Annotated in this window: 18 protein-coding genes, 2 tRNA genes and 1 rRNA gene; 7 read left to right on the plus strand and 14 right to left on the minus strand. The window is 56.2% G+C overall.

The window, feature by feature from the left end; genetic code table 11:
- Nucleotides 1-64 precede the first annotated feature (64 nt).
- Complete coding sequence (trxA, locus tag GNG27_RS22580) at nucleotides 65-394, minus strand: thioredoxin TrxA (protein WP_006179218.1); 330 nt, start codon at nucleotides 392-394, stop codon at nucleotides 65-67.
- Between the two features lie 144 nt (nucleotides 395-538).
- On the opposite strand from trxA, the gene rhlB reads away from it, so the two are divergent.
- Both rhlB and gppA read left to right on the plus strand, forming a co-directional pair.
- Nucleotides 539-1,804 (plus strand): ATP-dependent RNA helicase RhlB, encoded by a 1,266-nt coding sequence (rhlB, locus tag GNG27_RS22585; RefSeq protein WP_142487534.1) that lies wholly within the window; start codon nucleotides 539-541, stop codon nucleotides 1,802-1,804.
- A gap of 5 nt (nucleotides 1,805-1,809) precedes the next feature.
- On the plus strand, nucleotides 1,810-3,294 hold the full coding sequence (gppA, locus tag GNG27_RS22590; protein ID WP_156264888.1) for a guanosine-5'-triphosphate,3'-diphosphate diphosphatase: 1,485 nt from the start codon (nucleotides 1,810-1,812) through the stop codon (nucleotides 3,292-3,294).
- Between the two features lie 44 nt (nucleotides 3,295-3,338).
- Here the strand turns inward: gppA and rep are convergent, their stop codons facing one another.
- The gene (gene rep / locus GNG27_RS22595; RefSeq protein WP_156264890.1) at nucleotides 3,339-5,360 is read right to left on the minus strand and encodes a DNA helicase Rep; all 2,022 of its coding nucleotides are present in this window, start codon (nucleotides 5,358-5,360) and stop codon (nucleotides 3,339-3,341) included.
- Between the two features lie 112 nt (nucleotides 5,361-5,472).
- Between rep and ppiC (GNG27_RS22600) the strand changes: the two genes are divergently transcribed.
- Entirely contained in the window at nucleotides 5,473-5,754 is a 282-nt protein-coding gene (gene ppiC / locus GNG27_RS22600) for a peptidylprolyl isomerase PpiC (protein ID WP_106995953.1), read from the plus strand.
- A 49-nt stretch (nucleotides 5,755-5,803) separates the two neighbouring features.
- A complete protein-coding gene (gene ppiC / locus GNG27_RS22605) occupies nucleotides 5,804-6,085 on the plus strand; it encodes a peptidylprolyl isomerase PpiC (RefSeq protein ID WP_032615193.1) in 282 nt (93 codons plus the stop codon).
- Between the two features lie 90 nt (nucleotides 6,086-6,175).
- On the opposite strand, the gene ilvC is transcribed toward ppiC (GNG27_RS22605), so the two are convergent.
- Complete coding sequence (gene ilvC, locus GNG27_RS22610) at nucleotides 6,176-7,651, minus strand: ketol-acid reductoisomerase (RefSeq protein WP_032615195.1); 1,476 nt, start codon at nucleotides 7,649-7,651, stop codon at nucleotides 6,176-6,178.
- Between the two features lie 151 nt (nucleotides 7,652-7,802).
- On the opposite strand from ilvC, the gene ilvY reads away from it, so the two are divergent.
- Nucleotides 7,803-8,693: an HTH-type transcriptional activator IlvY gene (ilvY, locus tag GNG27_RS22615; RefSeq protein ID WP_103181002.1), complete on the plus strand. Its 891-nt coding sequence runs from the start codon at nucleotides 7,803-7,805 to the stop codon at nucleotides 8,691-8,693.
- Between the two features lie 38 nt (nucleotides 8,694-8,731).
- Here the strand turns inward: ilvY and ilvA are convergent, their stop codons facing one another.
- From ilvA to ilvL, 7 genes are all read right to left on the minus strand, one after another.
- On the minus strand, nucleotides 8,732-10,276 hold the full coding sequence (gene ilvA / locus GNG27_RS22620; protein ID WP_156265197.1) for a threonine ammonia-lyase, biosynthetic: 1,545 nt from the start codon (nucleotides 10,274-10,276) through the stop codon (nucleotides 8,732-8,734).
- A 2-nt stretch (nucleotides 10,277-10,278) separates the two neighbouring features.
- Entirely contained in the window at nucleotides 10,279-12,129 is a 1,851-nt protein-coding gene (ilvD, locus tag GNG27_RS22625; RefSeq protein ID WP_142487538.1) for a dihydroxy-acid dehydratase, read from the minus strand.
- Nucleotides 12,130-12,189: 60 nt separating this feature from the next.
- Nucleotides 12,190-13,119 carry a branched-chain-amino-acid transaminase gene (ilvE, locus tag GNG27_RS22630; RefSeq protein WP_142487539.1) on the minus strand — a complete coding sequence of 310 codons (930 nt, stop codon included), beginning with the start codon at nucleotides 13,117-13,119 and terminating at the stop codon, nucleotides 12,190-12,192.
- A 17-nt stretch (nucleotides 13,120-13,136) separates the two neighbouring features.
- Nucleotides 13,137-13,406 (minus strand): acetolactate synthase 2 small subunit, encoded by a 270-nt coding sequence (gene ilvM / locus GNG27_RS22635; RefSeq protein ID WP_032615208.1) that lies wholly within the window; start codon nucleotides 13,404-13,406, stop codon nucleotides 13,137-13,139.
- A complete protein-coding gene (gene ilvG, locus GNG27_RS22640; RefSeq protein WP_156264892.1) occupies nucleotides 13,403-15,049 on the minus strand; it encodes an acetolactate synthase 2 catalytic subunit in 1,647 nt (548 codons plus the stop codon). The genes ilvM and ilvG overlap by 4 nt, the downstream gene beginning before the upstream one ends.
- 2 nt (nucleotides 15,050-15,051) lie before the next feature.
- The gene (gene ilvX, locus GNG27_RS23575) at nucleotides 15,052-15,102 is read right to left on the minus strand and encodes a peptide IlvX (RefSeq protein ID WP_197090613.1); all 51 of its coding nucleotides are present in this window, start codon (nucleotides 15,100-15,102) and stop codon (nucleotides 15,052-15,054) included.
- A gap of 86 nt (nucleotides 15,103-15,188) precedes the next feature.
- Nucleotides 15,189-15,287, minus strand: a complete 99-nt coding sequence (gene ilvL, locus GNG27_RS22645; RefSeq protein ID WP_023620831.1) for an ilv operon leader peptide — start codon at nucleotides 15,285-15,287, stop codon at nucleotides 15,189-15,191.
- 342 nt (nucleotides 15,288-15,629) lie between these two features.
- Here ilvL and GNG27_RS22650 point away from each other — a divergent pair, with 342 nt between their 5' ends.
- Nucleotides 15,630-17,150 (plus strand): YifB family Mg chelatase-like AAA ATPase, encoded by a 1,521-nt coding sequence (locus GNG27_RS22650; protein WP_156264894.1) that lies wholly within the window; start codon nucleotides 15,630-15,632, stop codon nucleotides 17,148-17,150.
- A 26-nt stretch (nucleotides 17,151-17,176) separates the two neighbouring features.
- On the opposite strand, the gene GNG27_RS22655 is transcribed toward GNG27_RS22650, so the two are convergent.
- On the minus strand, nucleotides 17,177-17,515 hold the full coding sequence (locus tag GNG27_RS22655) for a DUF413 domain-containing protein (protein ID WP_142487543.1): 339 nt from the start codon (nucleotides 17,513-17,515) through the stop codon (nucleotides 17,177-17,179).
- A gap of 118 nt (nucleotides 17,516-17,633) precedes the next feature.
- On the opposite strand from GNG27_RS22655, the gene hdfR reads away from it, so the two are divergent.
- Nucleotides 17,634-18,455 carry an HTH-type transcriptional regulator HdfR gene (gene hdfR, locus GNG27_RS22660; RefSeq protein WP_156264896.1) on the plus strand — a complete coding sequence of 274 codons (822 nt, stop codon included), beginning with the start codon at nucleotides 17,634-17,636 and terminating at the stop codon, nucleotides 18,453-18,455.
- A gap of 100 nt (nucleotides 18,456-18,555) precedes the next feature.
- Here hdfR and GNG27_RS22665 read toward each other — a convergent pair.
- From GNG27_RS22665 to rrf, 3 genes are all read right to left on the minus strand, one after another.
- A tRNA-Trp gene (locus tag GNG27_RS22665) sits at nucleotides 18,556-18,631 on the minus strand.
- A 50-nt stretch (nucleotides 18,632-18,681) separates the two neighbouring features.
- Nucleotides 18,682-18,758 (minus strand) — tRNA-Asp (locus GNG27_RS22670).
- A 55-nt stretch (nucleotides 18,759-18,813) separates the two neighbouring features.
- Nucleotides 18,814-18,929, minus strand: a 5S ribosomal RNA gene (gene rrf, locus GNG27_RS22675).
- Between the last annotated feature and the right edge of the window lie 51 nt (nucleotides 18,930-18,980).

Genomic DNA, 18,980 nt, shown 5'->3' on the forward strand with positions numbered 1-18,980 from the left:
CGACTCTAGCCGGGCGTCCAGAGATCCAAACAATTTAGAAACCCTGGACGCACAGCCGAGAACCTTACGCCAGGTTGGCGTCCAGGAACTCTTTCAGTTGACCTTTGGACAGCGCGCCCACTTTGGTCGCCGCAACTTCACCGTTTTTGAACAGCAGCAGGGTTGGGATACCACGAATGCCATACTTAGGTGCGGTGCCCGGGTTCTGGTCGATGTTCAGTTTCGCTACGGTCAGTTTGCCCTGATATTCGTCAGCGATCTCATCCAGAATCGGGGCGATCATTTTGCAAGGACCACACCATTCAGCCCAGAAATCGACGAGGATCAGCCCGTCAGCTTTAAGTACGTCCGTGTCAAAACTGTCGTCAGTCAGGTGAATAATTTTATCGCTCATATATAACTCCACAGGAATAAGCCTGGTGCGTTGATCTCGCTTCCATCAACGACCTGTTGATGTAGCATTAACCAACTAAAGGTTGACTTTATTTCACCGGATACGCTTTCGTAAAGCAATAGATAGCTGATATTCTACCACACTATGAGCAAAACACATTTAACAGAACAGAAGTTTTCCGACTTCGCCCTGCACCCAAAAGTGATCGAAGCCCTTGAAAATAAAGGGTTTCATAACTGCACGCCCATTCAGGCTCTCGCCCTCCCGCTAACGCTGGCAGGTCGCGATGTTGCAGGGCAGGCGCAAACCGGTACCGGCAAAACGATGGCGTTTTTAACGTCAACGTTTCATTATTTACTGACTCACCCGGCAATTGCTGACCGCAAAGTTAACCAGCCGCGCGCGCTGATCATGGCCCCGACGCGAGAACTGGCGGTACAGATCCACGCTGACGCAGAACCGCTGGCACAGGCCACCGGTCTGAAGCTCGGCCTGGCCTACGGCGGTGACGGTTACGACAAACAGCTGAAAGTGCTGGAAAGCGGCGTCGATATTCTGATTGGCACCACTGGCCGTCTGATCGATTATGCAAAACAGAACCACATTAACCTCGGCGCTATCCAGGTTGTGGTGCTGGATGAAGCCGATCGTATGTACGATCTGGGCTTTATTAAAGATATCCGCTGGCTGTTCCGTCGTATGCCTGCCGCTAACCAGCGCCTGAACATGCTGTTCTCAGCTACGCTGTCTTATCGCGTCCGTGAGCTGGCGTTCGAACAGATGAACAACGCTGAATACGTCGAAGTGGAGCCGGAACAGAAAACCGGCCACCGTATTAAAGAAGAGCTCTTCTACCCGTCTAACGAAGAAAAAATGCGTTTACTGCAAACGCTGATTGAAGAAGAGTGGCCGGATCGCGCCATCGTATTCGCTAACACCAAACACCGCTGTGAAGATATCTGGGGCCATCTGGCTGCGGATGGGCATCGTGTGGGTCTGTTGACCGGTGATGTGGCGCAGAAAAAACGACTGCGCATTCTCGAGGATTTCACTCGTGGCGATCTGGATATTCTGGTGGCAACGGACGTGGCCGCACGTGGTCTGCATATCCCGGCGGTCACCCATGTCTTTAACTACGATCTGCCGGACGATTGCGAAGATTACGTTCACCGTATCGGCCGTACCGGTCGTGCGGGCGCCAGCGGTCACTCCATCAGCCTTGCCTGCGAAGAGTATGCGCTGAACCTGCCGGCGATTGAAACCTATATCGGCCACTCAATTCCGCAGAGTAAATACAACCCGGAAGCGCTGTTAAGCGAACTGCCGCCGGCGAAGCGCCTGACCCGCGCCCGTTCCGGCAATGGCCCGCGCCGTAACAGCGCCCCGCGTAATCGTCGTCGTTCAGGCTAAAAACTATGCTCCGGTCCACCTCGCTCTATGCAGCTATTGATTTAGGTTCGAATAGTTTTCATATGCTGGTTGTACGCGAGGTGGCGGGAAGTATACAGACGCTGACGCGTATTAAGCGCAAGGTCCGTCTCGCGGCGGGCCTGAGTGCGGATAATCATCTCTCTCCTGAAGCCATGGAGCGCGGCTGGCAATGCCTGCGTCTCTTTGCCGAACGCCTGCAGGATATTCCTCCCCAGCAAATCCGTGTTGTCGCCACCGCAACCCTGCGTCTGGCGGTGAATGCCGGGGAGTTTATTGCTACAGCGCAGGCGATCCTCGGCTGCCCGGTACAGGTAATCAGCGGTGAAGAAGAAGCCCGTCTGATTTATCAGGGCGTGGCGCATACCACGGGCGGCGATGAACGTCGTCTGGTGGTGGATATCGGCGGTGCAAGCACTGAGCTGGTCACCGGTATCGGTGCGCAGGCAACCTCCCTGAATAGCCTGTCGATGGGCTGTGTCACCTGGCTTGAACGCTACTTTACCGATCGCAATCTGGCGCAAGAGAACTTCGATGACGCGGAAAAAGCCGCCCGCGAGGTACTGCGTCCGGTGGCGGATGAGCTGCGTTATCACGGCTGGAAGGTCTGCGTTGGCGCGTCCGGCACCGTCCAGGCGCTGCAGGAAATCATGATGGCGCAGGGGATGGATGAGCGTATTACGCTGGCGAAACTGCAGCAGTTAAAGCAGCGCGCAATCCACTGTGGTCGTCTGGAAGAGCTCGAAATTGAAGGGCTGACCCTTGAGCGTGCCCTGGTGTTCCCAAGCGGGCTGGCGATCCTGATTGCCATTTTCACCGAACTGAATATTCAGTGCATGACCCTTGCGGGCGGTGCGCTACGGGAAGGGCTGGTCTACGGCATGCTGCATCTGGCCGTCGATCAGGACATTCGCAACCATACGCTGCGCAATATTCAGCGCCGGTTTATGGTGGATATCGAACAGGCGCATCGGGTCGCGAACCTGGCGGTCAGTTTCCTCGATCAGGTTGAAAGCGAGTGGCATCTTGAGCCTGTCAGCCGCGAGCTGCTGGTGAGTGCCTGTCAGCTGCATGAGATCGGCCTGAGCGTCGATTTCAAACAGGCACCGCTGCATGCCGCCTACCTGGTACGCAATCTCGATCTGCCCGGTTATACCCCGGCGCAGAAAAAGCTGCTGGCCACGCTGCTGTTGAACCAGACCAACCCCGTCGATCTCTCTTCACTCCACCAGCAAAATGCGGTGCCGCCGCGCGTGGCGGAGCATCTCTGCCGCCTGCTGCGTCTGGCGATCCTCTTTGCCAGCCGTCGGCGCGACGATTTGCTGCCCGCCATGACGTTGATGGCGGACGGCGAAAAGCTGACGTTGAATTTGCCGGAAAAGTGGCTGGATAGCCATCCGCTGGGAGCAGAAATGCTGGTGCAGGAGTGTCAGTGGCAGAGTTATGTGCACTGGGTACTTGAAGCACAATAACCCGATTAAACGCCCGGCGGCGCGACGCCTACCGGGCCCTTACACTAGCGGTTTTTTGCCTTCTCCATCATCGCGCGAATATTGGCGATACTGGCCTGCCCTTTATGCATCCGTTCTTCGGCGGTAATCACTTTACGTTCCTGCTCCCAGAGCACATCATCCTGCGGTAATTCCAGCAGGAAGCGGCTCGGCTCCGGACGCACCAGCTCCCCGTACTGACGGCGCTCTTTACAGAGCGTAAAGGTCAGTTCTTTCTGTGCTCGAGTAATGCCCACATAGGCCAGGCGGCGCTCTTCATCGACGTTATCTTCATCGATGCTGCTCTGATGCGGCAGGATGCCCTCTTCCATGCCCACCAGATAGACATAGGGGAACTCCAGCCCTTTCGAGGCGTGCAGGGTCATGAGCTGCACCTGATCCGCCTCTTCTTCGCTTTCTCCGCGCTCCATCATGTCGCGCAGGGTAAAGCGGGTGACGACCTGGGTCAGGGTCATCGGCTCGTCGATATCGGAACCTTCCAGCATCTCGGTCATCCAGCTAAAGAGCTGGTTAACGTTCTTCATCCGCATCTCTGCCGCTTTCGGGCTGGCGGAGGTTTCATACAGCCAGGATTCATAGTCGATGCCGCGGATCAGATCGCGCACCGCCGCGATCGGCTCCCGCTCGCTCAGCAGCTGGATCTCGCGCAGCCAGTGGGTAAAGCGGGTCAGCGATTCATAGCCACGCCCGGTTAAGCTCTGGCTCAGGCCCATATCGAAGCTGGCTGTCAGCAGGCTCTTATTGCGGGTCATTGCCCACTCACCCAGTTTTTGCAGCGTCGCCGGCCCAATCTCCCGCTTCGGCGTATTCACGATCCGCAGGAAAGCACTGTCATCATCCGGGTTGGTCAGCACGCGCAGGTAGGCGAGCAGATCCTTGATTTCCGGGCGCGAGAAGAACGAGGTGCCGCCGGAAATTTTGTACGGGATACGGTTCTGCATCAGCATCTTTTCAAAGACGCGCGACTGGTGATTCCCGCGATAGAGAATGGCGTAATCTTTGTAGTCGGTCTTATTCACGAAGTGATGGGCAATCAGCTCCCCCGCCACGCGTTCGGCTTCGTGATCTTCGTTATTGGCGCTCAACACCTTGAGCTCGGTGCCATAGCCCAGCTCGGAGAAGAGGCGCTTTTCAAACACGTGCGGGTTATTGGCGATCAGGATGTTGGCCGCCTTCAGTATACGCCCGGAGGAGCGGTAGTTCTGCTCCAGCTTGATCACCTGCAGCGCCGGGAAGTCTTTGCTCAGCAGGACCAGGTTTTGCGGACGGGCGCCGCGCCAGGAGTAGATCGACTGGTCGTCATCACCCACGACGGTAAAACGCGCCCGCTGCCCTACCAGCAGTTTCACCAGCTCGTACTGGCTGGTGTTGGTGTCCTGGTATTCATCCACCAGCAGATAGCGGATCTTGTTCTGCCAGCGCTCGCGCACCTCTTCATTACGCTGCAGCAGCAGCGTCGGCAGCAGGATCAGGTCATCGAAATCGAGCACGTTACAGGCTTTGAGATGATCGTTGTACAGGCTGTAGCAGTGGGCGAAGATCCGATCCCGCTCCCCTTTGGCGCTTGCAGCGGCCTGGGCAGGGTCCATCAGATCGTTTTTCCAGTTAGAGATCGTAGAGATCAACTGCTGCAGCACCGTTTTGTCGTCTTCAATCAGCCCTTCGGTCAACTCTTTCAGCAGCGCCACCTGATCGGTGTCGTCGAACAGGGAGAAGTTTGACTTCATACCCAGTGCCGCGTATTCGCGCTTAATGATATCCAGCCCCAGGGTATGGAAGGTGGAGATCATCAGGCCGCGGGCCTCTTTACGCCCTAACGTCTGCCCGACACGCTCTTTCATCTCGCGCGCCGCTTTGTTAGTAAAGGTCACCGCCGCGATATGGCGTGCCTGATAGCCGCAGCCGCGGATCAGATGGGCGATTTTGTTGGTGATCACGCGGGTTTTACCGGAACCGGCCCCTGCCAGCACCAGGCATGGTCCAGTTACGAATTCGACCGCTTGTTGTTGTCCAGGGTTTAAACGCATGGGAATATTGCTCAATCTTCGAACGGGGTGGGGATTGTAGCAGAAAGCCGGGCGCAGATTTACCGGCTAATGATAAAGTGAAGAAAACGCGATGAACCCCGGGAACAGAACCATGAAAAAGACCGCAGCGGCCCTGCACATTCTGGTAAAGGAAGAGAAGCTGGCGCAGGAGATCCTCGCCAAACTGGAGCGCGGCATTAGCTTCGATCATCTGGCAAAGCGCTACTCGAAATGCCCTTCCGGGCGTAACGGCGGCGATTTAGGTGAATTTAAGCAGGGTGCGATGGTGGGACCCTTCGATCAGGCGGTCTTCAGTTGCCCGTTGCTGAAGCCTTACGGCCCGGTGAAAACCAAATTTGGCTACCATATCATTAAGGTGCTGTACCGCAGCTAACGCGTGGTATATTGCGCCCCGATTTTACTCAACCCTTCAAGGCACGATCATGGCGAAAACAGCGGCAGCAATGCACATCCTGGTAAAAGAAGAGAAACTGGCTCTGGAGCTTCTGGAGCAGATCAAGAACGGCGGCGACTTCGAAAAGCTGGCGAAAAAGCACTCCACCTGCCCATCCGGTAAAAAAGGCGGCCACTTAGGTGAATTCCGTCAGGGCCAGATGGTTCCGGCGTTCGATAAAGTGGTGTTCTCCTGCCCGGTGCTGGAGCCAACCGGCCCGCTGCACACCCAGTTCGGTTACCACATCATTAAGGTGCTGTACCGCAACTAATAAAAAGCCCGGTGGCGCTAACGCTTACCGGGCCTACGATTTTGCGCTTTTCCAGGTCGGGTAAGGCGTAGCCGCCACCCGACAATTTACTTAACCCGCTACGGCGATACGTTTCATATCGGTCATGTAGCCACGCAGCTTCTGACCCACTTTCTCGATCTCGTGGCTGCGAATCGCTTCGTTCACGTCACGCAGCTGGGCATTATCTACCGCGCCTTCGGTAATGGCTTTACCCAGGTCGCCGGTCTGCAGAGTGGTCATGAACTCTTTCAGCAGCGGTACGCATGCGTAAGAAAACAGGTAGTTACCGTACTCTGCGGTATCAGAGATCACCACGTTCATCTCATACAGACGCTTACGGGCGATGGTGTTCGCGATCAGCGGCAGCTCGTGCAGTGACTCGTAGTACGCAGACTCTTCGATGATGCCGGAATCCACCATGGTTTCGAAGGCCAGCTCAACGCCCGCTTTCACCATTGCAATCATCAGAACGCCTTTGTCGAAGTACTCCTGCTCGCTGATTTTGCCATCGAACTGCGCGGCGGTTTCGAACGCGGTTTTACCGGTCTCTTCACGCCAGGTCAGCAGATTTTTGTCGTCGTTTGCCCAGTCAGCCATCATGCCGGAAGAGAACTCACCGGAGATGATATCGTCCATGTGTTTCTGGAACAGCGGCGCCATGATGGTTTTCAGCTGCTCGGACAGCGCGAATGCACGCAGTTTCGCCGGGTTAGACAGACGGTCCATCATCAGGGTGATACCGCCCTGCTTCAGCGCTTCGGTGATGGTTTCCCAGCCAAACTGAATCAGTTTTTCTGCGTATGCCGGGTCGGTGCCCTCTTCCACCAGCTTGTCAAAGCACAGGAGAGAACCGGCCTGCAGCATACCGCACAGGATAGTCTGCTCACCCATCAGGTCAGATTTCACTTCCGCAACGAAAGAGGATTCCAGAACGCCTGCACGGTGGCCGCCGGTGGCCGCCGCCCATGCTTTGGCAATCGCCATGCCTTCGCCTTTCGGATCGTTTTCCGGGTGAACCGCGATCAGCGTCGGCACGCCGAAACCACGTTTGTACTCTTCACGTACTTCGGTACCCGGGCACTTCGGTGCCACCATCACAACGGTGATGTCTTTACGGATCTGCTCGCCCACTTCAACAATGTTGAAGCCGTGGGAGTAACCCAGCGCCGCACCGTCTTTCATCAGCGGCTGCACGGAACGCACAACGTCAGAGTGCTGTTTGTCCGGCGTCAGGTTAACCACCAGATCCGCCTGCGGGATCAGTTCTTCGTAGGTACCAACTTTGAAGCCGTTTTCGGTCGCTTTACGCCAGGATGCACGCTTCTCAGCGATGGCTTCTTTACGCAGGGCGTAGGAGATATCCAGACCGGAATCACGCATGTTCAGGCCCTGGTTCAGACCCTGAGCGCCGCAGCCGACGATGACCACTTTTTTACCCTGAAGATAGCTTGCGCCATCGGCAAATTCATCGCGCGCCATAAAGCGGCATTTGCCCAGCTGAGCCAGCTGCTGGCGCAGATTCAGTGTGTTGAAGTAGTTAGCCATGGTGATACCTCGTGATGTTGTGTGTCTTATTGTTCGGTTCGCGTTTCAGCGAGAATGTACCCACATTACAACAGGAAATTTATTGCGGAAATTGATATATTCACAACGTCACGTTGCAATTTCTGCAATATAAAACCTTGGAGTGGAATCGGTGGATTTACGCGATCTGAAAATGTTCCTGCATCTGGCGGAAAGCCGTCATTTTGGCCGCAGCGCGCGGGCGATGCACGTCAGCCCCTCCACGCTTTCGCGTCAGATCCAGCGCCTGGAGGAGGACCTCGGCCAGCCCCTGTTTGTACGTGATAACCGCACGGTGACGCTCACCGAAGCCGGAGAAGAGTTGCGTACGTTTGCGCAGCAAACCTTGCTGCAGTACCAGCAGCTGCGCCACACCATCGACCAGCAGGGCCCCTCGCTTTCCGGTGAACTCCATATCTTCTGTTCGGTGACCGCCGCCTATAGCCACCTGCCACCCATCCTCGATCGCTTCCGCGCTGAGCATCCGTCGGTTGAGATCAAACTCACCACCGGCGATGCCGCTGACGCGATGGAAAAGGTGGTAACGGGCGAAGCGGATCTGGCGATTGCCGGGAAACCGGAAACCCTGCCGGGGGCGGTGGCGTTTTCGATGCTGGAAAATCTGGCGGTGGTACTGATCGCCCCGGCGCTGCCCTGCCCGGTGCGTAACCAGGTGTCGGTGGAAAAACCAGACTGGTCAACGGTGCCCTTTATCATGGCCGATCAGGGTCCGGTGCGCCGCCGCATCGAGCTGTGGTTCCGTCGGCAGAAAATCAGTAATCCCTCGATTTACGCCACGGTCGGCGGCCACGAGGCGATGGTCTCGATGGTGGCGCTCGGCTGCGGCGTGGCGCTGCTGCCGGAAGTGGTGCTGGAGAACAGCCCGGAACCGGTGCGCAATCGTGTAATGATTCTGGAGCGCAGCGACGAGAAAACGCCGTTTGAGCTTGGCGTCTGCGCACAAAAAAAGCGGCTGCATGAGCCGCTTATTGATGCGTTCTGGAAGATATTACCGAACCACTAAAGCCGGGTGGCGCTGCGCTTACCCGGCCTACGATTCACTTAACCTGCCAGGAAGAAACGGAACGCCGGGTTGTGGGTCTCGTCATGACAGTCATAACCCAGCTCGTTCAGCCGCGTTTCGAAATCCGGCTCGTGCTCGCCCAGTTCGAATGCCGCCAGCACGCGGCCGTAGTCGGTGCCATGGCTGCGGTAGTGGAACAGGGAGATGTTCCAGTGCGTACCCAGGGTATGCAGGAACTTAAGCAATGCGCCAGGTGACTCCGGGAACTCGAAGCTGAACAGGCGTTCCTGTAACGGCTTCGACGGACGCCCGCCCACCATGTAGCGCACGTGCAGTTTCGCCATCTCGTCGTCGGAGAGATCTACCACGCTGTAGCCACCCTGGTGCAACAGGTTGAGGATCTCTTTACGCTCTTCCAGCCCGCGACTCAGACGTACGCCGACAAAAATGCAGGCATCTTTAGCATCGGCGAAACGGTAGTTAAACTCCGTCACCGAGCGACCGCCAAGCAACTGACAAAACTTAAGGAAGCTGCCCTTCTCTTCCGGAATCGTCACTGCTAACAACGCTTCACGCTGCTCACCCAGCTCGCAACGCTCGGAAACGTAACGCAGACCGTGGAAGTTGACGTTCGCACCAGAAAGCACGTGAGCCAGACGTTCGCCGCGAATGTTGTGCTGGGCGATGTATTTTTTCATGCCCGCCAGCGCCAGCGCGCCGGACGGTTCCGCCACCGCGCGCACATCCTCGAACAGATCCTTCATCGCCGCGCAGATCGCATCGCTGTCGACGGTGATGATGTCGTCGAGATACTCCTGGCAGACGCGGAAGGTTTCATCCCCGATGCGTTTCACCGCTACGCCTTCGGCAAACAGCCCGACGCGCGGTAAGTCCACCGGATGACCAGCATCCAGCGCCGCCTTCAGGCAGGCAGAATCCTCGGCTTCAACGGCGATGACTTTGATCTGCGGCATCAGCTGTTTGATCAGCACCGCCACGCCCGCAGCTAACCCGCCGCCGCCAACCGGGACAAACACGCGGTCGAGATGGGCATCCTGCTGCAACAACTCCAGCGCCAGGGTGCCCTGGCCGGCAATCACCATCGGGTGATCGAACGGCGGCACCCAGGTGAAGCCCTGCTGCTGCGCCAGATCGATGGCTTTGGCTTTCGCCTCGTCAAAATTGGCACCGTGGAGCAGCACTTCGCCACCAAACCCCCGCACCGCATCGACTTTAATATCTGCGGTTGCCACAGGCATGACAATCAGGGCTTTCAGCCCCAGTCGCGCGGCAGAGAACGCCACGCCCTGGGCATGGTTGCCCGCAGACGCCGTGATCACGCCCCGCGCTTTTTGCTCGTCGGTCAGCCCGGCCATCATCGCGTAGGCGCCGCGCAGCTTGAAGCTGTGCACTGGCTGGCGGTCTTCGCGCTTCACCAGAATAACGTTATCCAGCCGCGAGGACAGCTTGTCCATTTTTTGCAGCGGCGTGACCTGCACCGCTTCATAGACCGGCGCACGGAGCACCGCCCGGAGATATTCTGCCCCCTCAGGGGCAGACGATAAGGGTTGGGATTCGGCCATCATTAGCCCCCAAGCTTGGATTTATCGCGCACCGCGCCTTTATCCGCACTGGTGGCAAGGGTGGCGTAGGCGCGCAGGGCAAAGGAGACTTCGCGCTGACGATCTTTCGGCGTCCAGGCTTTATCCCCACGCGCGTCCTGTGCTTCACGGCGGGCAGCGATCTCCTGAGGGCTCAGCTGCAGCTGAATGCCGCGATTCGGAATGTCAATTTCGATCAGATCGCCATCTTCGATAATCGCGATGTTGCCGCCGCTGGCCGCTTCCGGTGAAACGTGGCCGATAGAGAGGCCTGATGTGCCGCCGGAGAAACGACCATCGGTGATCAGCGCACAGGCTTTACCGAGGCCCATGGATTTCAGGAAGGTGGTCGGGTAGAGCATCTCCTGCATCCCCGGCCCGCCTTTCGGCCCTTCGTAGCGGATTACCACCACGTCGCCAGCCACCACTTTACCGCCGAGGATTGCTTCTACCGCATCGTCCTGACTTTCGTACACCTTTGCCGGGCCGGTGAATTTCAGGATGCTGTCGTCCACGCCCGCGGTTTTAACGATACAGCCGTTTTCCGCGAAGTTGCCGTACAGCACGGCCAGACCACCATCTTTGCTGTAGGCGTTTTCCAGGGAACGGATACAGCCTTCCGCGCGATCGTCATCCAGGGTGTCCCAGCGACAATCCTGCGAGAAGGCCTGCGTGGTGCGGATCCCTGCCGGACCGGCGCGGAACATTTTTTTCACTGATTCGTCTTTGGTCAGCATTACATCGTATTGATCCAGCGTTTGCGGCAGCGTCAGACCCAGCACGTTTTTCACGTCACGGTTCATCAGCCCGGCGCGATCCAGCTCGCCAAGAATACCCAGTACGCCACCGGCACGGTGAACGTCTTCCATGTGGTATTTCTGCGTGCTCGGCGCAACCTTACACAGCTGCGGCACTTTACGGGACAGCTGGTCGATGTCCGTCATGGTGAAATCAATCTCTGCTTCCTGGGCGGCGGCCAGCAGGTGCAGAACGGTGTTGGTGGAACCGCCCATGGCGATATCCAGCGTCATGGCGTTTTCAAACGCCGCTTTGCTGGCGATATTGCGCGGCAGCGCGCTGGCATCGTCCTGCTCGTAGTAGCGTTTGGTCAGTTCAACGATGCGCTTACCGGCGTTAAGGAACAGCTCTTTACGATCGGCGTGGGTCGCCAGCAGCGAGCCGTTACCCGGCTGGGACAGGCCCAGCGCTTCGGTCAGACAGTTCATCGAGTTGGCGGTGAACATACCGGAACAGGAGCCGCAGGTCGGACAGGCGGAACGTTCAACCTGCTCGCTCTGCTCGTCGGAGACTTTCGGGTCGGCGCCCTGAATCATCGCGTCGACCAGGTCGAGCTTGATGATTTTATCGGAAAGCTTGGTTTTACCCGCTTCCATTGGACCGCCGGAGACGAAGATCACCGGAATGTTCAGGCGCAGGGAGGCCATCAACATCCCCGGGGTGATTTTGTCGCAGTTGGAGATGCAGACCATCGCATCGGCACAGTGGGCGTTAACCATATACTCCACCGAGTCGGCAATCAGCTCGCGCGACGGCAGTGAATAAAGCATGCCCCCGTGCCCCATCGCGATCCCGTCATCCACGGCGATGGTGTTGAACTCTTTCGCCACGCCGCCGGAGGCTTCAATCTGCTCGGCAACCAGCTTCCCGAGATCGCGCAGGTGCACGTGGCCCGGTACAAACTGAGTAAAAGAGTTGACCACGGCGATAATCGGTTTCCCGAAGTCGGCGTCGGTCATTCCGGTGGCGCGCCACAGCGCGCGGGCACCCGCCATGTTGCGGCCGTGAGTGGTGGTGGCGGAACGGTACTTAGGCATGCGTTATTTACTCCCGTCTATCTGGTAAATGGGACGGTGCGTGCCGTCCCATAATTATGCTTATTGATTAACCTGATCCAACCAACCCCATTTATCTTCGGTTTCACCGGTAAAGAGGCCAAAGAATGCTTCCTGAATACGTTTGGTAACCGGACCACGGCGGCCTTCGCCCACCTGGATGCCGTCAACGCTGCGTACCGGCGTAATTTCTGCTGCGGTACCGGACATAAAGACTTCATCGGCCAGATACAGAGATTCGCGGGACAGTACCTGCTCGCGCACTTCGATACCCAGATCCTGCGCCAGCTTGATGATGGCGTCACGGGTGATGCCCGGCAGAGCTGAAGAGGTGAATGGCGGGGTGAACAGAATGCCATCTTTCACTTCAAACAGGTTCTCACCTGCGCCTTCGGAGATGTAGCCGTTCACATCCAGAGCGATACCTTCCTGATAGCCGTGGCGACGTGCTTCGCTGCCAACCAGCAGGGAGGAGAGGTAGTTACCGCCCGCTTTGGCTGCGGTCGGGATAGTGTTTGGTGCCACACGGTTCCAGGAGGAAACCATCGCGTCGATCCCCTGCTCCAGCGCTTCTGCGCCGAGGTAGGCTCCCCACGGGAACGCGGCGATGATCACATCGGTGGTGTAACCGGCTGGCGGGTTAACGCCCATCCCCACATCGCCCACAAATACCAGAGGACGGATATAGGCGCTGGTCAGGTTGTTTTTGCGCAGAACGGCGCGGCAAGCTTCCATCAGCTCGTCAACGCTCTGGGAAACCGGGAAACGATAAATTTTGGCTGAATCACGCAGACGCTGCATGTGTTCGCGATGGCGGAACACCACTGGTCCTTTGTGAGAGTCGTAGCAACGGATGCCTTCAAAAACAGACGTACCGTAGTGAAGCGCGTGGGACATCACGTGGACTTTAGCGTCCTCCCAGCGAATCATCTCACCATTGGACCAAATGAAATCAGCTTTTTTCGTCGTCATTTTTCTTCCTATTGCGCTCAGGCGCGAATTTGTTGTGTTTGCGATGTAGCGGCACGCTGCTGGATATCGACCCGTGCGACGTCGACCAGTTTGCTCAACTGGCTAAACAGTAATTCGACGGGGCGCTGACTGGCAACGGTCAATTCGATATTTATGTTCTGCGCGTCGGTGGCGGTTTCCATGTTCATGGAACATATCTGGAACCCACGATGGCGCACCACGCGCAACACACGTTCTAATGTTTCCGGGTTGAAGCGAGCCTGCACGGCGACCTGATGTTGCATCATGATAATTTCTCCAGCATTTGTGAGTTACTGGCGCCGGGCGGCACCAACGGCCAGACATTCTCAAGCTCGTCGATTGAGACATGAAGCAGGTAAGGCCCCTTGCTTGACAGCATTTCATCAAGTGCCGCTTCAACCTGGTCTTTACGGGTGATGTGCTGGCCAGGGATGCCAAAGGCGCTGGCCAGAACGAGGAAATCGGGGTTATCAGTCAGGGTGGTTTCGCTGTAACGCTCTTGGAAAAAGAGCTGCTGCCACTGGCGCACCATGCCTAAACGTTGGTTATCCAGCAGCACGATCTTCACCGGCAGCTGCTTACGCTTGATGGTGCCCAGCTCCTGGACGTTCATCATGAAGGAGCCGTCACCGGAGATACAGATAACCGTATCGTCCGGGCGTGCGACCTGGGCACCCACCGCAGCGGGTAAGCCAAACCCCATGGTGCCTAAGCCGCTTGAAGTGATGAAGTTTTCCGGGCGCGTGTAGGTCATGTGCTGGGCTGACCACATCTGATGCTGACCTACGTCGGTAGTCACTACGCTGTCCGCAGGCTTACGATCTGAAAGTTGCTTCAGCAGTAACGGGGCATAGATCGCCTCACCTGGATGATCGTAACGCCAGTCATGTTCGCGGCGCATCTCTGCTGCATGCTGACGCCACGCATCGATCGTTAAGGGCTGTTGTAATGCGGGCAGCAGAGCATTGAGATCGCCCTGCAAGGCCACGTGCGCCTGGCGGAGCTTATTCATCTCTGCCGGGTCGATATCCATATGAATGACTTTGGCATTCGGTGCGAAGGTGTTCAGCTTGCCGGTTACGCGATCGTCAAAACGTGCGCCCACGGCAATCAGCAGGTCACACTCCTGCACGGCAAGGTTGGCGGCTTTGGTGCCATGCATCCCCAGCATGCCAAGATAGTAAGGGTAGTCGGCATCCACCGCGCCCAGCCCTTTTAACGTGCAGGTCGCTGGCATTTGGGTGGCCGCGATAAATTCGCGCAGGGCCGGAACCGCCTGCGCCATCCCCACGCCGCCGCCGACATAGAGCATCGGTTTTTGCGCGTGGGCCAGCATCTGGCTGGCTTCGCTGACTTCGGCAAACGGGAACGCATCGTCATTCTCAACGGTGGAGAAGTGCGGCTCCAGATCGCCCAACGCAACCTGAATATCTTTTGGGATATCAACCAGAACCGGGCCAGGACGGCCTGAGTTTGCCACCTCAAAGGCTTCCGCCATGACGCGCGGCAGCTCTTCCAGAGATTGCACGAGGAAGCTGTGTTTCGTACAAGCCAGTGACAAACCGAGAACGTCCACTTCCTGGAAAGCATCGGTCCCGATGAAGGGAGAAGCAACCTGGCCGGTGATGGCCACAACGGGAACGGAATCAAGCAGCGCATCAGCCAGGCCGGTGATCAGGTTAGTTGCGCCCGGGCCGGAGGTCGCCATGCAGACGCCTGTTTTGCCGGTTGCACGCGCATAGCCAATGGCCGCCATCGCCGCACCCTGCTCGTGTCGGCACAACAGATGTTCCACGCCGCCGTCATACAACGCATCGTAAATCGGCATAATTGCGCCGCCCGGGTAACCGAAGATGGTATCGACTCCCTGCGCTCGCAACGCATGTACTACCCACTGTGCGCCATTCATAGTTACTTCCCCGTCGTAAATCGAGAGAAACAGAATTTTATGCTATTACTCATCGTCTGCTCCTCGCTTATGTTTTAAGGTCATAAAAAAACCCCCGGACCTTTCGGTGCGGGGGTCTTAGTTCGTTAAGGCTTGATTATTAAGCCTTTCCTCGTCCAAGTGCAGCCCCGCACGGTGGGATAATAATCACCACCACGCTAATCACGACCAGGCTAATCACTAGTAGAAGGGCTGTCATTTTCTATTCTTTTTGCATCTTGTTCGAAGGAATACCTAAAGAGTTATCACAGATATCGAGACGAAGACAACATTTTTTTATAATTCACTTTCTTATTACGCTAATAGTTTAGATGAAAATCATTGTTTTTTATGAGAAAAATAGAAAATGAATTATTTTCATTTTTTTTTGCTTAGCCAAAGCCGAGAAGGAAAGCTTATTGCTATTTGCGAGCGGCCTTCCATAGCGATGAAAAGCTTACAATTTCGGGGAAATATTAAGGAACCGGCCGCGTAAAAACGCGATTTGCCGATAAAAATCGGCACCTCATAGTGGCATAGTGGCGCTTCAAGGAGGCTCTTTATGTCACTGTCGGTTGTTTATACCCGCGCTGCGCTAGGTGTTAAAGCGCCGCTGATTTCCGTTGAGGTTCACCTCAGTAATGGCCTGCCGGGCTTAACGCTGGTTGGCTTGCCAGAAACTACTGTCAAGGAAGCCAGAGACCGGGTACGCAGCGCAATCATCAATAGCGGTTATACCTTTCCGGCCAAAAAGATCACGATTAACCTGGCGCCAGCCGATCTACCCAAGGAAGGCGGACGATATGATTTACCTATCGCCATTGCGCTTCTCGCCGCCTCTGAGCAACTCTCCTCCCCCAGACTAAGCGCATACGAGTTTGTGGGTGAGCTGGCGCTCACAGGCGCATTAAGAGGGGTTCCTGGCGCAATATCTGGTGCCCTGGCGGCCATTCAGGCTGGCAGAGAGATTATCGTTGCCAACGATAACGCTGCCGAAGTCAGCCTTATCGAACAAAAAGGCTGCCTGGTGGCAGAACACCTACAGGAAGTGTGCGCCTTTCTTGAGGGCCGCCACGAGCTGGCTGCGCCCGTTCAGGAGCCTTTTGCAGTAGAAAACAGCGATCAGGATATCAGCGATATTATCGGCCAGGAGCAGGGTAAAAGGGCGCTGGAGATCACCGCAGCCGGCGCGCACAACCTGCTGCTGATTGGCCCACCCGGCACAGGCAAAACCATGCTCGCGAGCCGACTCAATGGTCTGCTACCGCCACTCAGCAACCATGAGGCGCTGGAGAGTGCGGCAATCGTCAGTCTGGTCAACGCCACATCGATGTATAAGCAGTGGCGCCGGCGTCCCTTTCGCGCACCGCACCACAGCGCTTCGCTCGTGGCCATGGTAGGCGGGGGTGCAATCCCCGCCCCGGGAGAGATCTCACTGGCGCATAACGGCATTCTCTTTCTGGATGAGTTACCCGAGTTTGAACGGCGTGTGCTGGATGCTTTACGTGAGCCTATCGAATCGGGTCAGATTAACATCTCCCGTACCCGTGCAAAGATCAGTTATCCGGCTCGTTTCCAGCTTATCGCCGCCATGAACCCCAGCCCAACGGGTCATTATCAAGGTAACCATAACCGCTGTTCGCCCGAACAGACGCTTCGCTATCTGGGACGCTTATCGGGCCCGTTTCTCGATCGCTTCGATTTATCGCTTGAGATCCCGCTACCGCCGCCAGGTTTGCTAAGCCAGGCGCACAGAGCAGGAGAAACCAGTCTCACCGTACGAAACAGAGTGATCGCCGCGCAGGAGCGTCAGCTGGTGCGGCAGAATAAACTTAATGCCCATCTGGATAATGCGGAGATCCGCAGATTTTGCCCCCTAATGGCAGAGGATGCCCTGTGGCTGGAAGAGACCCTCACCCGATTCGGCCTGTCGGTACGTGCCTGGCAACGGCTGCTAAAGGTGGCCCGTACGATTGCCGACCTGGGGGAAAGTGAAAAGATTGAACGCAGACACCTGCAGGAAGCCCTGAGCTATCGCGCTATCGACCGTTTACTCATGCACCTGCAAAAGATGCTGGAATAAAAAAAAGGGGCCGTAGCCCCTTATTCTTAATCGTCTGATTCGGTGTAGTCTTCCGCACCTTCCATCTGTGGTTTACCACCAGACAGGGTGTGGAAACGCTTTGGACGTTTGATACGTGCCATATACTTGATCCATACGCGCTCCGCTTCCGTTACCGGCTCACGTTCGCCACGGCAGACGGCAACAAACGATTTTTCGTCTTCAGTGGAGGGTTCGCGTTTTCCTAAATCCAGTTCATTGAAAGCATAACCGTGGCGCTCAAGCAGTTGTGCTTCTTTGATGGTGAAATCACCATGGCGAGAAAATCCGCGTGGATAATTTTTATTGTCGAAAAAACGATTAGTCGTCGTAAAGCTTTCCGCCATCCTACACGCTCCTATATCTTTGGCCGAGCTATTTATGGCGCGGAGTATTAGTTACGCTTGACAGAGCGTCCAACAAAACATTTAAATCATAACGACAAATTATTTTGCGGAGAAAACCGTGGATACGGAATTGCTAAAAACTTTCCTCGAAGTGAGCAGAACTCGCCACTTTGGGCGCGCCGCAGAAGCGCTTTATCTGACGCAGTCGGCGGTGAGCTTTCGTATTCGTCAGCTTGAAAATCAGCTTGGAGTGAACCTTTTTACCCGCCATCGCAACAACATTCGATTAACGCCTGCCGGTGAAAAGCTTCTGCCCTATGCAGAAACCTTAATGAATACCTGGCAGGCCGCGCGTAAGGAAGTTGCTCATACCTCAAAGCATAATGAATTTTCTATCGGTGCCAGCGCCTCTTTATGGGAGTGTATGCTCAGCCCCTGGCTTAGTCGCTTATACCGCTCTCACGCACAACTGCAGTTTGAGGCCCGCATTGCGCAGCGACAGTCGCTGGTTAAGCAGTTACATGAACGACAGCTGGATCTGCTGATCACCACCGAAGCCCCGAAAATGGATGAATTTAGCAGCCAGATCCTCGGGCAGTTCACCCTGGCGCTTTATGCTGCTGAACCTTCGGCCATGAAAAGCAACCTGAACTATCTGCGACTGGAATGGGGGCCTGATTTCCAGCCGCATGAAACGGGTTTGATTGCCATTGATGATGTTCCGGTCCTGACCACCAGTTCTGCCGAGATAGCCTGCCAGCAACTCGCATCGCTAAAAGGTTGTACTTGGTTGCCACAGCGCTGGGCCAGTCAGAAAGCCGGCCTGTATACGGTGACGGATTCAGCCCTGCTTCAGAGGCCGCTGTACGCCATCTGGCTGCAGAACAGTGACAAGCAAGGGCAAATTAAGGATCTGCTTAAAATCAATGTGATGGATTAAGGGAAGTGTTGCAGGGACGCAACGCAAAGACGACTGAGAGGAAGGTATTTGCTTTCTGACAGGCAAAAAAAATCCTTTGCCGAAGCAAAGGATTCTTATATGGCAGGGGCGGAGAGACTCGAACTCGCGACACCCGGTTTTGGAGACCGGTGCTCTACCAACTGAGCTACGCCCCTAAATTTCTTACTACTAAGCCTGCTAATAAAGCAGGCTTAGTTTAAATAGGTGGCGGAACGGACGGGACTCGAACCCGCGACCCCCTGCGTGACAGGCAGGTATTCTAACCGACTGAACTACCGCTCCACCGAATACTTCTGTAACCACCGGTTTAATGCCCCGGTTCACTACGTAATTTGATGCCTGGCAGTTCCCTACTCTCGCATGGGGAGACCCCACACTACCATCGGCGCTACGGCGTTTCACTTCTGAGTTCGGCATGGGGTCAGGTGGGACCACCGCGCTACAGCCGCCAGGCAAATTCTGTTGTTCACCCCGCCCGCAGGCGCAGTGACTAATCTGTATCAG

The sequence above is a fragment of the Leclercia sp. 119287 genome (assembly GCF_009734485.1).
GTDB lineage: Bacteria > Pseudomonadota > Gammaproteobacteria > Enterobacterales > Enterobacteriaceae > Enterobacter > Enterobacter adecarboxylatus_C.

Bases quoted from the DNA above. Each gene is read 5' to 3' on its own strand.
- ilvD (WP_142487538.1), bottom strand. From the start codon at position 12,129: ATGCCTAAGTACCGTTCCGCCACCACCACTCACGGCCGCAACATGGCG.
- ppiC (WP_106995953.1), top strand. From the start codon at position 5,473: ATGAAAAAGACCGCAGCGGCCCTGCACATTCTGGTAAAGGAAGAGAAG.
- gppA (WP_156264888.1), top strand. From the start codon at position 1,810: ATGCTCCGGTCCACCTCGCTCTATGCAGCTATTGATTTAGGTTCGAAT.
- GNG27_RS22650 (WP_156264894.1), top strand. From the start codon at position 15,630: ATGTCACTGTCGGTTGTTTATACCCGCGCTGCGCTAGGTGTTAAAGCG.
- ilvE (WP_142487539.1), bottom strand. From the start codon at position 13,119: ATGACGACGAAAAAAGCTGATTTCATTTGGTCCAATGGTGAGATGATT.
- ppiC (WP_032615193.1), top strand. From the start codon at position 5,804: ATGGCGAAAACAGCGGCAGCAATGCACATCCTGGTAAAAGAAGAGAAA.
- ilvA (WP_156265197.1), bottom strand. From the start codon at position 10,276: ATGGCCGAATCCCAACCCTTATCGTCTGCCCCTGAGGGGGCAGAATAT.
- ilvG (WP_156264892.1), bottom strand. From the start codon at position 15,049: ATGAATGGCGCACAGTGGGTAGTACATGCGTTGCGAGCGCAGGGAGTC.
- trxA (WP_006179218.1), bottom strand. From the start codon at position 394: ATGAGCGATAAAATTATTCACCTGACTGACGACAGTTTTGACACGGAC.
- GNG27_RS22655 (WP_142487543.1), bottom strand. From the start codon at position 17,515: ATGGCGGAAAGCTTTACGACGACTAATCGTTTTTTCGACAATAAAAAT.
- rhlB (WP_142487534.1), top strand. From the start codon at position 539: ATGAGCAAAACACATTTAACAGAACAGAAGTTTTCCGACTTCGCCCTG.
- ilvM (WP_032615208.1), bottom strand. From the start codon at position 13,406: ATGATGCAACATCAGGTCGCCGTGCAGGCTCGCTTCAACCCGGAAACA.
- rep (WP_156264890.1), bottom strand. From the start codon at position 5,360: ATGCGTTTAAACCCTGGACAACAACAAGCGGTCGAATTCGTAACTGGA.
- ilvL (WP_023620831.1), bottom strand. From the start codon at position 15,287: ATGACAGCCCTTCTACTAGTGATTAGCCTGGTCGTGATTAGCGTGGTG.
- ilvC (WP_032615195.1), bottom strand. From the start codon at position 7,651: ATGGCTAACTACTTCAACACACTGAATCTGCGCCAGCAGCTGGCTCAG.